Source organism: Arthrobacter gyeryongensis, assembly GCF_039543785.1.
Classification (GTDB): Bacteria; Actinomycetota; Actinomycetes; order Actinomycetales; family Micrococcaceae; genus Arthrobacter; species Arthrobacter gyeryongensis.
The window spans coordinates 130,015-144,862 of sequence record NZ_BAABKK010000017.1; the positions used below are offsets into that span (position 1 = coordinate 130,015).

11 protein-coding genes are annotated in these 14,848 nt (G+C 65.2%); 2 read left to right on the top strand and 9 right to left on the bottom strand.

Annotation, left to right across the window (positions count from 1 at the left end):
• Window positions 1-41: 41 nt before the first annotated feature.
• From ABEA18_RS13955 to ABEA18_RS13965, 3 genes are all read right to left on the bottom strand, one after another.
• Window positions 42-6,113: a TIGR03773 family transporter-associated surface protein gene (locus tag ABEA18_RS13955; RefSeq protein ID WP_345449974.1), complete on the bottom strand. Its 6,072-nt coding sequence runs from the start codon at window positions 6,111-6,113 to the stop codon at window positions 42-44.
• A gap of 79 nt (window positions 6,114-6,192) precedes the next feature.
• The gene (locus ABEA18_RS13960; RefSeq protein ID WP_345449975.1) at window positions 6,193-6,840 is read right to left on the bottom strand and encodes a hypothetical protein; all 648 of its coding nucleotides are present in this window, start codon (window positions 6,838-6,840) and stop codon (window positions 6,193-6,195) included.
• A gap of 190 nt (window positions 6,841-7,030) precedes the next feature.
• A complete protein-coding gene (locus tag ABEA18_RS13965; protein ID WP_345449976.1) occupies window positions 7,031-7,324 on the bottom strand; it encodes a hypothetical protein in 294 nt (97 codons plus the stop codon).
• 229 nt (window positions 7,325-7,553) lie between these two features.
• Between ABEA18_RS13965 and ABEA18_RS13970 the strand changes: the two genes are divergently transcribed.
• On the top strand, window positions 7,554-8,519 hold the full coding sequence (locus ABEA18_RS13970; protein ID WP_425550530.1) for a tyrosine recombinase XerC: 966 nt from the start codon (window positions 7,554-7,556) through the stop codon (window positions 8,517-8,519).
• 260 nt (window positions 8,520-8,779) lie between these two features.
• A complete protein-coding gene (locus ABEA18_RS13975; RefSeq protein WP_078108617.1) occupies window positions 8,780-9,283 on the top strand; it encodes a DUF3145 domain-containing protein in 504 nt (167 codons plus the stop codon).
• Between the two features lie 122 nt (window positions 9,284-9,405).
• Here ABEA18_RS13975 and fabF read toward each other — a convergent pair whose 3' ends face one another.
• From fabF to ABEA18_RS14005, 6 genes are all read right to left on the bottom strand, one after another.
• Window positions 9,406-10,641, bottom strand: a complete 1,236-nt coding sequence (fabF, locus tag ABEA18_RS13980; protein WP_241710849.1) for a beta-ketoacyl-ACP synthase II — start codon at window positions 10,639-10,641, stop codon at window positions 9,406-9,408.
• Between the two features lie 140 nt (window positions 10,642-10,781).
• A complete protein-coding gene (locus ABEA18_RS13985) occupies window positions 10,782-11,027 on the bottom strand; it encodes an acyl carrier protein (RefSeq protein WP_345449978.1) in 246 nt (81 codons plus the stop codon).
• A gap of 110 nt (window positions 11,028-11,137) precedes the next feature.
• Window positions 11,138-12,199: a beta-ketoacyl-ACP synthase III gene (locus ABEA18_RS13990; protein WP_345449979.1), complete on the bottom strand. Its 1,062-nt coding sequence runs from the start codon at window positions 12,197-12,199 to the stop codon at window positions 11,138-11,140.
• Window positions 12,196-13,125 carry an ACP S-malonyltransferase gene (locus tag ABEA18_RS13995; protein WP_345449980.1) on the bottom strand — a complete coding sequence of 310 codons (930 nt, stop codon included), beginning with the start codon at window positions 13,123-13,125 and terminating at the stop codon, window positions 12,196-12,198. Before ABEA18_RS13995 ends, ABEA18_RS13990 begins: the two co-directional genes overlap by 4 nt.
• Window positions 13,126-13,213: 88 nt before the next feature.
• On the bottom strand, window positions 13,214-14,458 hold the full coding sequence (locus tag ABEA18_RS14000; protein WP_345449981.1) for a PucR family transcriptional regulator: 1,245 nt from the start codon (window positions 14,456-14,458) through the stop codon (window positions 13,214-13,216).
• A gap of 204 nt (window positions 14,459-14,662) precedes the next feature.
• Window positions 14,663-14,848 (bottom strand): hypothetical protein (locus ABEA18_RS14005; RefSeq protein WP_345449982.1); only part of this gene is annotated, 186 nt, incomplete at its 5' end.

Genomic DNA, 14,848 nt, shown 5'->3' on the forward strand with positions numbered 1-14,848 from the left:
CGCGAACAGCCGGACGACGCCGACCATGTCGGCGCGGGCGGTCATGCGATACCCTGCCGCCGGCCGCGCCACCACAGTGTGCCGGCCCCCGCGGCGCCGGCCAGCAGCAGTGTGCCGAGGATCGACAGGAGCAGCGGCACCGGGTCTCCGTCCGCGAGTGAGGTGAACGGGTTGGTGAAACCCGGCCCGGGGACGGCCTCGCCGGGCCGCTGGTCGCGGGCTGCGATCGCGGCCGCGGCGGCTGCCTGCTCGGCGGCCTTCTTCGCCGCGTCCTGGTTATCTGAGAGCAGCATGGCATTCGAGACCGTGCCGCAGCCGGATCCGCCGGTCGCCGCCGACGCCGGGTTGACGTTGCCGACCGCGATGGTCAGGGTCTCGGTGTCGGAGGAGGTCTGCCCGTTCGCGAGAGTGGTCGTCTGGGTCATCGAGATCCGGTAGATGCCCTCCGCACTGAACGCCCAATTCGCGTGGCCGTGCACGCCCTGCGGGATCTGGTACCTGCCGCCGCTGTTGAATACCATCTGCTGCACCCCTCCGAACGCGCCGGAGAGATACACCTTGACGGAACCAGGCCCGTCGACCCGGTTGACAGTCCAGCTGACCGGGCCGTGAGAGTTACCGGCGTTCAGGGCCTCGGTGTTCCAGCCCAGCCAAATCAGATCCATGTTCTGCGTCTGCGGCACCTGCCACGCCGGTGCTCCGGAAGCCCCGATCTGCCCGTACCCGCCAGGCAGGGTGACACGGCTGGAGGGCTTGAGCCACAAGATGACCCCGCCCGGTTCCCTGTAGACCTTCGCGCCGGAGGTGTCCTCCCCGATGAGGGATTCGAGCTTGCCGCCCACAATGCGGGAGGCATAGTCGATGTGCCCCGCCGAGAAGACCGTCGCCCCTGCCACGCACGGCGATGCCGGGAGGGTCTGCTTCGCCGGTGTCGAGCTGCCGCCCCCGTCCATGTCGCCCGGCGGCGGGGTGTCCACGAGCGGGGTAGTGTTCACGGTTTTGCCGCAGTTCCCCGGATCGACCGACATCACATCGACCGTGCCGACCGCGACGGCGAGCACGAATGAGTCCGAAGAAGTCTTCCCGGAGGCAAGCTGGGCGGTGCGCTGCATCGCGAGGCAGTAGTTGCCCGGCGCGCTGAAACCCCAGGAGCCGTGCGCGTGTACGTTCTTCGGGATCGTGAACGAATCGCTGCCGCTGATGCCGTCGCGCGTGTTGAACAGCAGTCGCGGGTCACCAAATGACCCGGTCTCGTACAGGGCGAACTCGCCCGGACCGGAGACATCCTTCAGCGTCCATTTCACGCCGCCCGTCGTCGCGTCCTGCGGTATCGACTCGGTCGACCAACCCGGCCACAGAAGACCTGGCTGTTGTACTTGCGCTATCTGGTAGAAGGAGGCGCCCGTCTTGCCGAGGAATGACCACTGGCCCCCCGACGGCACGACCGTGCGCGAGGCGGGCAGCAACTGCAGCACCGTCTTCGCAGGATCTCGCCATACCGGGGCCACCGAATTCGTCGTGTCCTTGATCTTCGTCGTGAGGCTGCCGCCGTCGTCGATCAGGGAAGCGATATCGATGTGCCCGTTGTTCAGCACCGTCGCGCCGGCCTTGTTCATCGCCCCGTTCGGCACGTTCCACGCGCCGTCAGGCGTCGGGCCTTCCCCATTGCCGGGGTTCCCGCCGCCGGGACCGCCCCCTGTGACCACGCCCAGTGAATCCCAACCAATCAAGGCCCCGTCGATGGACTTCACGACGAGCGTGTGCGCGCCGGGTTTCGCGCCCGCAGGGATTCGCACAGTGAGCGCACCGGAGGAGCCGAGCTGCGCCCAACCCAGCCAGGACGCGTCATCCAGCCACACGGACACCCATGATCCGGCGCGGTCCGTGCCGATCTGCAAGTTGACCAACTGACCGGCCTCGAACCCGGCATCGCCACCGAGCACCTGCACCCCGCCGGTGTTTCCGTCGTGCAGATCGCCTACGGGGATCGGGGTGGTGTCGTCCTCGGACGGCTTCCCGCCGGGGTCGGTGAAGCACTTCGAAGGGTCGATGGAGCGAACGTCGACTTGGCCGACTGCGACCGCGAGCGTGAAGGAGTCCGCCGCGTTCGCGCCGTCGGCGAGGGTCGTCGACCGTTCGAACGCCAGGCAGTACACGCCCTCGGCGCTGAATGCCCATGATCCGTGCGCGTGCGTGTTCTTCGGGATCTCGAAGCTGTCCGCGCCGGTGATGCCGTCGCGGGTATTGAACAGCACCTCAGGGCCTGTGAAGGGTGTCTGGTACAGGGCGAACTCGCCCGGGCCATCCATCCGGTTCAGCGTCCACCTCACGCCAGTCTTCGTCTCGTCGCCGCGCAGCCCCTCGGTCGACCAGCCGGGCCAGAGGACACCTTCCTGTTCGGTCTCGGGCAGCATCCACACTTTCGACCCTGCTGCGCCGAGGAACCGGTACGCCTCGGCCGCGGGGACCTTGGCCTCCGCTTGCGGGCGCACCTGCAGCACCGTTTCCGATGGTTGACGGTACGCGACCGGCCTCGATGCGTCGGTACTGTCCTTGACGGTCGTGGTCAACGCACCGGAGGCAAGCTGCGAGGCGACGTCGACGTGGCCGGTGGCGATGATGGTCGCACCGGAGTCGGCCTTCGAGTGGTTCGGTACGTCCCATACAGGGTCCGTGCTGCCACCACCGCCCGGCTCAGTGCTGTTCCCGCCCTCGGCGCAGGGCTTCACTCCCGCAGGGTCGACCCCCGCCGCAAAGGTCAGAGTCTTCGTGGTCGAGAACGTCGTCCCGCTTGTGTCCGTGCCCGACCACGTGAAGGGGATGCAGTACACGCCTTCCGCGGTGAAGTCGTGAATCGAGTTGAAGAGGTATCCAGGCCAGGCTGTGTCGCGGATCTTCTCCTGCCCGGTTCGGGTGTCGAACTGGGTGACCAGGTCGTTGAGCGCACGGCCCCGCATGAAGTAGTCGCCAGGGCCGGAGACCCTGCCGAGCGTTAGATCCACGTCAGATCCGCCAGCCCCGTGCAGGAAAGTCGACCATCTCAGGGCCGGGAGCTCCCAGCGGCCTGCGTATTTCGTGGTGGCGAAGATGACCTTCTCCGGGTTCAGGTAGCGTTTGGCCGTGCCCAGTCGGTCGGAAACCGATGCGACGACATCGGGTTTTCCGTTCACCCGGGTCAGTTCGAGTTCGCGCGTCTTCTCGCCCACACCGAAGACCGCCCTCTCCTCCGACGGTAACACCGGGGCGGGAGCCGGCTCGGTGGGGATCTCCTGCGTTCGCCCGCAGGGCTGCACTGTGCTCAGATCGACATCGCCCACCGCCACAGTCAGCAACGACGAGCCGGTGCGGTCTTGTTCTTTGTCCGCTGGGGGGCGCATTCGCACATCCACTGCAAGGCAATACACGCCCGGCTGCGTGAACGCCCAGTTCTGGTGCACGTGCGACTGTCCGAGCGGGAAGCTCGTCGAGGTCTGCGCTTTCGAGTCGAGGTAGGTGGTGTTGGCCGTCCAGACAAAGACATCGCCGGGGCCCGTCGCCTTTCGCAACGTCCACGCCGCGTGCCGGTCCAACCCCCAGGGGAGACGCATCATGCTGATGCCCGGCCAGAGCGTGCGCCCCTGAGATTCACCGGTCTGGCTGAACCCGTGATAGGTGGAACCGACCGGGCCGATGAACGTGCGATCATCGACCCCATCTGGTTCCCGCACGTTGTACGTCGCGAACGATCCCCGGGCGACCCACACCGCGTCCTTGAGCCCGTGCATCCCCACCGTGCCCGGATCACCGGTCGTAAACCTCAGCTGACCATCCTTGGCTTCCTCGACCGCGAGATCGACATGCCCTTTCTGCATCCAGGTCACGCTCGTGTCGAGCTGACCGGGTTCCTCCGGCCCGCCACCGCCTCCGGGCGCCCCGCTCTGCTGCGAGCACGGCACCACGGTCGCGGCGTTCACGCCCACTGCGAAGGTGAAGGTCGCCTTGTCCTCCACCGGGGTGCCGTCCGCGAGCGTCGCGCTCGTGCGCAGGCTCACGCAGTACACACCCGCCTCGGAAAACACCGTACCGAGAGCCGGCGTCGCGCTGCCGGCCGCGATCTCCTTGCTCAGCGTGTAGAACGAGCCATCGGAAGAGCGCGTCCTCTGATCCGTCCGGTCCCCGCCAACGCGGCTGTCCCAGAACGCCACGTTCGCGTCGTAGGAGACTCCGCCCTCAAGCTCGTCCACACGGTACGTCGTAAAGTAGCCCGACGCGCTGGTCGTCGTCACTCCATCGAACTGGTACGTCACGGCGCTCGTGCCCGCATCCAGTGCGCCGGTGTCGATGAAACGGGCTTCCAGGTCGAGAGCCAGCCCATTCGCTCGCTCGTCGATGCTGCTCGATGCTGTATCGGCGCTCGGATACTGGCCGGTCGTGCGCCAGGGCCGGGAACCTGAGGGAACCATCCGTTCCCAGTTCTGCTGAGTGGTATTGCCGAACCCGGTGCCCGGCCAGCGGCTATCGCGGTTCGGCAACGAGAACACCACTTGTGACGGGTCGTAGGAGATGGTGCGGCCCCGATCCGTGGTGACCACGTCAAGGGACAGGGCTCGGCCGGCGAGCGTTGAGCCCAGCAGCGCAACCCCGGAGTCGATGACCTTCACCCCGCTCGCCTCGGAACGTACAGGTGAGGGGGCCTGGGATTGGATTGGATCGGGCTGCACACATTGCTCGACAGTTGCCGGATCGATGTCACCGACCGCTAGGGTGAGCGTCACATCATTGTTGAGTACCGTGCCGGCGCCTGCGCGCTGGGTGAAGGTCTCCAATGTCATGCAGTAGCGTCCAGGGGCGGTGAACGCGGCCGCGAAGGGCTGTTCGGGGGAGACGAGCCCGGACATGCCCGCAGGTCCAGTGGGGGTCCAGGGCGATTGGACACCGGTCTTGAAGCTTGTGCCGCCGTCGTAGTAACCGGCCCAGAGCAGAGCCCCGGTGCCAGGGCCGGTGATCGAGCCGAGGCGCGTGTAGACGCCCCCTTCGTCGGAGAGGCCCGGGTCGCCGTTGACCTCTCCCATGTGGACTCTGCTCGAATCCAGGATCAGCGCGAGCCCGTTTGCACCGATCCCGCTCGATCGGCTCCGCCATACCTGTCCGTGGTCGGGGGCGATCTTCCCCCACAAGTCGGGGTTTTCGTCGGGATTAGCGCCTGGCCATGCCTCGGATGCCTGCACTGTGAACATAGTGTTCGCCGGGTCGAGTGGCTTACCGTTTGGGTCGCTCGTGAAATCGACAAGCTCCTGTACTAGCTCGCCGTTCCGCAAGGAGGTCATCACCCGGACCTCTCCGGCGGAGACGGCGGTCGGGTCCGCTGCCCCCGTGGTCGTCGCGCGAGCTGCAGGTTGTCCTGTGCCGGTATCAGACGTGCCCTCGCCACCACCTGGAGCTGTCCTCGTTTCACGGTCGCCGCTCGCCGCAGCCGCCACCTCGGGTCGGCTCGGTTTCGTCTCCGAAGGTTCCGACACGGGTTCTCCGACGTCGACGGTGTAGACCGTCTCCAGCCTCACCGGGGTTGAAGCATTGCCAGGGACGCTTTCCGGCGGCTCGGGCGCCGTCGCCTCCGCGCGGCGGGGGACAGTCGTGATGGTCATTGTCGCGGTGACCTTGACCGTGTAATTGCCGGGAGTGTCGAAGGTGAATGCGAGCCTGGGCGGAGTTTCTGTGTTCAGCGGGAGCGGGACGCCGGCCTCCCAGTTCGCACGCGCGGCACCGATGCCGAGCGTCTGAAGGGTCATCGTGGCGCCGTTCGGGGCCGTCGGCACCTCATAACGCAGCTGCACGTCGCTGAGCGCGACGTCCTCGGGAAGTGCGGAGCCATTGAGAGCCGGAGCTGTCACTGCCTCCTGCCTTGCGGTGGCGTTGAACACGGTCATGGCAGGGTCGAGGAGCCGCTGATCCCGCACAGCGGCGAGCACGACATCTGAGGCGTTCCCGACGACGATGGGAATCGTCGACCCGGAGAGCTCGACCCCGGTCGGTTCCTCGGCGGCTGCCGGGGATGCGGCATTGAGCGGGCCGGTGAGCAGGACGGCGACAAGCACGAACACGAGCGGCGTCCGAGCGGTAAGGCGAGGAGTCATGACTGCTTTCAAGGTGGAGTGCGACAAGCAGCCCGCTGCCGGGGCACCTGATCTGGTGCCTCGGCAACCGGGTTGCGGATCAGAAGGTGAACCGGTAGGCGGCTGAGGTGCTGGAATCGATCGCCGAACCGGGGGATGCGAAGCCCACCTTCACGCCGATGTTCGCTGCGGTCGCGGTACCGCTGCCCGAGAAGGTCCAGGTGAAGTGCTCATGGAACGAGACACCAGAGGCCACGGTCGGCGTGGTCCAGGACACGGTCCGCGCAGCGCTGGTGGCGGGAGTGTTCACAACCGTACCGCCGCCCAGGGTCTGAATCTTCAGTCCCACGTTTGCCGGAACGGTGAAAGTAAACGTTGCCGTCTTCGCCGTGGCCGCGGTGTTCTCGAAACGGATGCCGCCGCCCTTCACCGGGGTAGTCGCTGTGAGGTCGTTGCCGTCGATGACCTTGCCGTTGCCGACTGCGAACGAGGCAGTCGTCGGCGCTACGACATCCCAAGCAGACGGGGTGGAATCGTGGTTGTAGCTCTGTAATGCAGGGGACTTGCCCTGCGAGGCCGCGACGATGTCCCATTCGCCGGTCTGCGCGCCCGTTGCGGCGAACGACGGGGTGCTGAAGCCGAGCACGAGCGCCAGGGTTGCGACAAGTGTGAGGAAGGTTCCCGCGAGCGTCCGTGTGGCGGCTCGCGGGTGCTGGTCCGGAGCGATGTCCGGGGTGATCGTAGACATGGTTGAGAATCTCTTTCATTGCTGGGTGAATATGACCTGTAGCCGTGGCGGCGCACGCAGCCACGGAGAATGGCAAGCCGACTCTGATCGCGCCGAGGCAAGCGATCGCACGGGTTGCAGGGCGCCGTATACGTTCCGGGAGCGAACTTGCTGTGGCTGTTGCTGCCGACGCCGGGGCAGCGTGGCGCGACTAACGGAACGTGCGCTGCATTCGGTCGGAGTAGATGAACCGGGTGCGGACGAACCCCACGTGCTGGCAGCCGTGCGGGACCCATTGATCTTCGGCGACGGTAAGGCTGCCGATCAGGTGCTCGGGTTCGAGGGCCTCGGGACCGCAGCCGCAGCGCAGTGCGCCGTGCGGCGCGAGATGGTCCCGGGAATGCAGATGCCTCAACCTGTCAGACGAAAGCCCCCGCGCAGGCCTGCCCCCTGTGCCGGCGATGCGGGCATGCGGGTCAGGGCCGGGCGACGGTGCCTTGTGCATCCCGCTACCTCGCTTCCTGTTCCTTGCGTTCGCGGCCGGTGGACTCGATTCGCATAAATGCGAACGATTATCATTAAGGTTTGTGGTCATCCTGCCGGTCTGCAAGATGGCTGTCAAGTCCGACCGCATCCGACGGGAATCGGACAAGGCGCACGGCGAGCCTGGAACTGCGGCTGCCGCTGGTAGATCGACTCGAAGGAGGCTTCGAGGAAGCGGCTCGTCCGTGGCGATGTCGGCCTCCGGGCCTCGCGGCTGGCACAGTGGAAGGGTGCAAGAGAAACCGCTCCCCGAAGCGCTCGCCGGGTCCGTTCAGGACTTCCGGCGGTACCTCGAAAGCGAACGGGCCAGGTCCGCCCACACAGTGAGGGCGTACATCGCAGACGTCGAGAGCCTGTTGCGCTTCGCTGTGGCGGAGGGCGTAGGGCAGCTCGCAGATCTGGAACTCGGCACCCTCCGGCGTTGGCTGGGGGCACAAAGTGAATCCGGCCGCTCCAGGTCAACCCTCGCCCGGCACGCCGCGACGGCCCGCGCATTCACCTCCTGGGCCCTGCGGGAAGAACTCATCGCCTCGGACCCGGCTATTCGCCTCCAGGCCCCCAAACGGGACCACACGCTCCCCGGAGTCCTACACCAGCAGCAGGTCTCCAGGATCTTCGAAAACCTGTCAGAGGCAGCCGCAGACGGCTCTCCGATGCCGTTGAGAAACCGCGCCGTCGTCGAACTGCTGTACGCCACGGGGATCCGCGTCGGCGAGCTCGCCGGCCTGGACATCGATGATCTCGATACGGAGCGCCGTACTCTTCGAGTGCTCGGCAAGGGCAACAAAGAACGGACGGTGCCCTATGGGGTCCCGGCCGCCCTCGCCGTCGACGACTGGCTCCGTCGCGGCCGTCCGCGGCTCGCAACCGAGCGTAGCGGACCGGCACTCTTTCTCAGTTCTAGGGGCAACCGCATCGATCAGCGCCAGGCCCGCAGCGTGGTCAACGACCTCCTGGCCGCCTTGGGGGATACCGCGGCAACCGGACCCCACGCCCTGCGCCACACTGCCGCCACCCATTTGCTCGACGGCGGGGCGGACCTGCGTGCTGTGCAGGAAATTCTGGGACACAGCAGCCTCGCAACAACCCAGATCTACACCCATGTGTCGGTGGACCGGCTTCGCAAGAGCTATCAACAAGCCCACCCGCGCGCATGAAGACCTGGAAACCGTGCAACACTTCGAAGAGTCCCGAGGGAGGAAATCCGCCCGTCCGGGAATCGCACTGGCGTAATTCCAGTCGGTACGGCAAAATGAAAGCACTGTGGGGGAACTTTCAACCTAAACTTGAATGTTCTTCCGCTGCGGACAAAATCATAGATAGGTAGGGAAACCGGAACGGCGCGGAACCCGCGCAACAAATTTTCATCCAGGCAGAGGTCGTTGGGGAAGACGTACCTACAGCTATGGAGGATGGAATGTCTGTTGCAATAACCCGCGGTGTCCTGTTTGTGCATTCGGCCCCTACCGCGTTGTGCCCTCACGTTGAGTGGGCCATCGGATCGGTCGTTGACAAGCGGACCGATCTTGAGTGGACCCCTCAACCTGCCGCGCCCGGAATGTTCCGCGCCGAGCTCTCCTGGGCGGGAGTCCCTGGAACGGGTGCCCAGCTGGCTTCGGCTCTGCGTGGGTGGGCGCACCTTCGTTACGAAGTGACCGAGGAGCCGAGCCAGGGCGTGGACGGCGCGCGTTGGTCGCACACTCCGGAGCTGGGCATTTTCCATGCCGTCACGGATGTCCACGGCAACATCATGGTGACTGAGGATCGGATCCGCTACGCCTACGAGTCGGGGGCGGGAGATCCTGCCGCCGTCTACCACGAACTTTCCTTGGCGCTCGGTGAAGCCTGGGACGAAGAGCTTGAGCCGTTCCGCCACGCCGCTGAAGGCGCCCCTGTGCGCTGGCTCCACCAGGTCGGTTAGGCAACACCATCTCGGGCAGGGAACAAAGTACCGAGACTGTTTTCCATAGCAAAGAGGAGGGCCCCACCACGGTGGGGCCCTCCTCTTGTGCCTTGCTTTGTTCGTCGAAGCTCCGGCGACTGTCAGACGTTGCGGATGGCGATGACGGCGTTGTGGCCGCCGAAACCGAAGGAGTTGCTCAAAGCGACGATGTCGCCGGCGGGCAAAGTGCGTGCCGAAGTGACGACGTCGAGCGGGATCTCCGGATCCTGGTTCTCAAGGTTGATGGTCAACGGAGCCTGGCGTTCGTAGACGGCAAGAACAGTCAGCACTGCTTCTACGGCCCCTGAAGCGCCCAACAGGTGGCCCATCTGCGACTTAGTGGCAGAGACTGCCACATTGTCGACGTGGGCGCCCAGTGCGGCACGGAGCGCCGTGTACTCGGGCTTGTCACCGACAGGCGTCGAAGTGGCGTGGGCGTTGACGTGCACGACGTCCTCGGCCTGGATGCGGCCATCGAACATGGCAGCCTTCAAAGCGCGGGTAGCGCCCAGGCCTTCCGGGTCTGGTGCCGTGATGTGGTAGGCGTCGGCTGTGACCGAAGTACCGGCGAGCTCAGCGTAGATGCGCGCACCGCGTGCGATCGCGTGCTCTTCGGCTTCCAGAACCAGGGCGCCGGCGCCTTCACCCATGACGAAGCCGTCGCGGTCGCGGTCATACGGCCGCGAAGCGTGCTCGGGATCGTCATTGCGGCGGGAGAGGGCCTGCATCGAGGAAAACGCGGCGAGGGGCATCGGGTGGATGGCGGCTTCGGCACCACCGCACACGACGACGTCGGCCTTGCCCGAGCGGATGAGGTCCAGGCCGAGGTGCATCGCTTCGGTGCCGGAAGCGCAAGCAGAAACCGGGGTGTGTGCACCGGCGCGGGCGCCGAGGTCAAGGCTGACCGCAGCAGCGACTCCGTTCGGCATGAGCATCGGGACCGTCATGGGAAGAACCCGGCGGGGGCCCTTTTCCCTCAGTGTGTCCCAAGCGTCCAGGAGCGTCCAGACGCCACCGATGCCCGTGGCGAAAGCCACGGCAAGGCGGTCGTGGTCGATTTCGGTGATACCGGAATCCGCCCAGGCCTCGCGGGCTGCGATGACACCGAATTGCGTGGACGGGTCCATGCGCTTGGCTTCAACGCGGCTCAGAACCTCGAGGGCCGGCGTCGAGCACCGGGCGGCAAAGTGGACCGGAAGGTCATACTTGGCAACCCACTCGTCCTCGAGCGTGTGGGCACCTGAGACCCCTTTGAGCGCGTTCTTCCACATCGTGGGGACGTCGCCGCCGATGGGCGTTGTGGCGCCCAGACCGGTTATGACTACTTTGCGTGCCATGAGATCACTCTCTGTCGGATCAGCCAACCCACGTGCTGTTCTCACTGGGGAGGCAGGAAAAAACTTTGGGAGGTATAGCAGCTGTGCCGGGCTTCGGATGCAACAGGGCGCACCCGAAGTCCGGCACAGTTGAGGCCAGGCTAGACCTGTGCGTTCGAGATGAAGTTGACGGCGTCGCCGACGGTCTTGAGGTTCTTGACCTCTTCGTCCGGGATGCGCACGCCGAACTTCTCTTCAGCGTTGACGACGATGGTCATCATGGAGATGGAGTCGATGTCCAGGTCCTCGGTGAAGGACTTGTCCAGCTCCACGGCTTCGGTGGCGAGGCCGGTCTCTTCGTTCACGATTTCAGCCAGGCCGGCCAGGATTTCTTCGTTGCTAGCCATTGTTGGCTCCTTTTCTTGTTGTGCCGGCTATTGCCGGAAATGGGGGCAAACCGCGGTTACGGCTTGGGTTTCAAAGCACTATTCAATTGGAAGGCAGGCGTGGTCCGAAACTACGGAAGAACGATTACCTGGGCACCAAACACAAGACCGGCACCGAAGCCGATCTGCAAGGCAAGGCCACCGCTGAGCGCAGGGTTTTCCTTGAGGAGTCGGTGCGTGGCCAGCGGAATGGAGGCGGCAGAAGTGTTTCCCGCATCAACGATGTCCCGGGCAACCACCACGGTCTCGGGAAGTTTGAGCTTCTTGACCATTTCATCAATGATCCGCATGTTCGCCTGGTGTGGGACAAACGCTGCCAGATCCGAGGCTTCGATTCCTGCGGCGTCGAGGGCTTGCTGGGCAACCTTCGCCATTTCCCAAACGGCCCAACGGAAGACCGTCTGGCCGTCCTGGCGGAGGGTCGGCCAGACATCCTGCGCTGCGGAAATAATGGCCTGATCGTCGGATTCGTCCGAATGGCGGGCAGACTCGCCCAGGCTGCGGACTTCGTCGAGGGAATGCGTCATGCCGATCGCGTTCCACTTGCTGCCATCGGACCCCCAGACAGACGGGGCAATGCCGGGTGTATCGGACGGGCCGATGACCACGGCGCCGGCACCATCGCCAAGAAGGAAGGAAATGGTTCGCTCATGGTTGTCGATGACGTCGGAGAGCTTCTCGGCTCCGACCACCAGGACGTATTCAGCCGCGCCCGATCGGACCAAGGCATCGCCCTGGGCAATGCCGTAGCAGTAGCCTGCGCATGCCGCGGAGATGTCGAAGGCCGGTGCCGGGGTGGCGCCCAAACGGTCGGTGAGGGCGGCAGCCGCGGACGGCGTGGCATACGGGTGCGTGACGGTGGAGACGATGACGGCGCCCAGCTGGGAAGCCTCAATGCCGGCCTGCTTGAGCGCCTCGCGGGCAGCTCCCTCGGCCATGTCGATGACGCTGACATTGGCTGCGGCGCGGTGGCGGGTCACGATACCCGTGCGTTGGCGGATCCATTCGTCCGACGAATCGATCCACTGGCAGACGTCGTCGTTGGTAACGATGATGTCCGGGCGGTATGCCCCGAGGCCGACAACGCGTGAGTATTCGTTCCTCGATGCCTGCTTGAGTACGGGGGTGCTCATGCGTCTCCCTCCAATTCCGCGAAGAGTGCAAGTGCGGCGGACAAATCATCCGGGGTCTTGACGGCTACGGTTTTTACGCCTGGCATGCCGCGCTTGGCGAGGCCGGCCAGGGTGCCGGCAGGCGCCAGCTCGATGAGTCCGGTGACTCCGCGCTGGACCAGGTTCTCCATGCACAGGTCCCAGCGCACCGGGCGCGAAACCTGGGCGATCAGGCTTTCGACGGCGGCGCCGCCGTCCGTGACCTCCTGGCCGTCGAAGTTCGAGAGCAGGGGAACCGTGGGAGCCTGCGGCTTGAGGGACGGCCGCAGTGCTTCAAGCGCGCTCACGGCCGGAGCCATGTGGGATGTGTGGAACGCACCGGCAACCTTCAGCGGGATGACCCTGGCTTTGGCCGGAGGGTTGTCGGCAAGTGCCTGGAGCTGTTCGAACGTGCCTGCCGCAACGGTCTGGCCCGCTCCATTGACGTTCGCGGGAGTTGCGCCGGCCGCCTCAATAGCGGACAGCACCTCGGCCGGATCGCCTCCGACGACGGCACTCATGCCGGTGGGGGTGACCGCGGCGGCAGCGGCCATGTTGTTGGCACGCTCGCGCACAAACGTCATGGCTTCGGCCTCGCTCAGGACACCCGCAAGCGCCGACGCCGTGATCTCCCCGACCGAGTGGCCGGCAAGGACGATCGGAAGGGTACTGAGTTCGACGTCGAACAGCGATTTCGCTGCCACGAGCCCTGCGGCGACGATCAAGGGCTGCGCGACGGCGGTGTCCTTGATGGTTTCTTCATCGGAGGTGGTGCCGTGGGCCTTGAGGTCGATGCCTGCGATTTCGCTCAGGGAGGCCAAATGGCCTTCTACGGAAGGGAGCTCCAGCCAAGGGGCCAAAAATCCAGGGGTCTGGGAGCCCTGTCCAGGGCAGACGATTGCAAGCACGTAACCAGCTTTCCAAATTGCCGCGTGAACTAGTGGTGTTTGCGTACACCAAGCTCACTGGGTCAGTTTGTAGGAAGTCTACAACGGTTCAACCCGCGGATCGGGTACCGTGACGCTCCGACGTCGCCTTTGGCTGGGCTGAAAGCCTGCCCACAACCAACGCAGTTTGAAGCACGAAAGCCTCGCGAGGGAGGAGCGGGTCCCACCCTGTGACGTCGCAGACGCGCTTGAGACGATACCGCACGGTGTTCGCGTGGACGAACAGCTCGCGGGCAGTCGCTTCGAGGGAATGGCCGAGTTCCAGATAAGTGCCGAGGGTTTCGACAAGGCCGTTCGAAGCGGCTAGGAGCGGCCGGTAAATGTTCTTGATGAGGGAACGGCGGGCGGCGTCGTCACCTGACACCACCCGTTCCGGGAGGAGGTCGTCCGCGGCTACCGGTCGCGGAGCCGAAGGCCAGGCCTTGGCCGCGGTGAGCCCTGCAAAGGCTGCCTGGGCAGAGCTGCTTGCCTCCAACAGGGAACTGGCCTCGGGTCCGTAGACCACCGCGCCCGGGGCGAAAAGTTCGCTGAGTTTCAGATACGCGGTGTCGCGGTCTTGCACACCACCCAGAATCAGGATCAGGCGGTCGCCCTGGATTCCAACCAGGGCGTCTTCCGAATAGCGTCCGGCGGTCCGGCGCAACTCGCTCACATAGCTTGCGCTTGGTTCCGACGGCGAGTTTCCCACCATCACCGTGAATCGCTCCTGGGCCTTCCAGCCGAGGGCCGCGATGCGGGAACGAAGGGCATCGGTATTCTCGCCACGGAGGATGGCGTCCACAATCAGGGCTTCGAGCCTCGTGTCCCAGGAACCGCGGGACTCGGCGGCGCGGGCATAGACATCCGCGGCGGCGAATGCCACTTCCCTCGAATAACGCAGGACTGCTTCGCGCAAGGAGGGTTGATCGGCTTCGGGTGCGATCACAGGGACCTGGTCCTCCACCACCTCGACGACGATCCGGATCAGCTGGAGGGCCTTTTGCAGGCTGATGGAGCGGGTTAGCTCGGTGGGAGCGTTCCCGAAGACGTCCGTCAGGATCCAGGACGGCGAGCTCGGCCGTTCGTACCACGTCACGAAGGCCGCGATTCCGTTTTGGGCAACCAGGCCCAAGGCTGAGCGTTCGTCCGAGCTCAGCCGGCTGTACCAAGGCAGTGATTTCTCGAGCTTGCGCATGGTGGTGGTGGACAGTTGCCCCACATTGGCGCGGAGCCGCTTGAGAGTCTCCGCCTTTTCCGGTGTTACTGTCCGCGCGGCCGCTTTGCGTTTCGCGGGGGTTTGAATCGGCTCTGCCATTCCTTGAGCATACGGCGCATCATCCACAAGCTCCATTTGTGCGAAGGCTACAACTGCGTTTGGCCCACGTCACGCGCTTGCTGCGCTAATTGGTGCTGTGGGTCGATCGTTGAAGCCCGGATCTTAAAGCCCGACGGCGGCCCGCACCTTTCGGTGTGGACCGCCGTCGAGATGCTGCTGGCTTCGTTTTGCTTCGCTGGAGGCTTAGCTTTCGCCGCCTGCCCCGCCGGTGGTGCCGGCGTTGACATCGAGGAGACTGTACTTCTCGATTGCCTGGGCCGCCGCCTGTGCGTCGACTTCGCCTCGGCGGGCGAGTAGTTGCAGGGTCTTCACGACGATGGAGTGGGTGTCGTTTTTGAAGAAGCGGCGTGCGGCTTGGCGGGTGTCGGA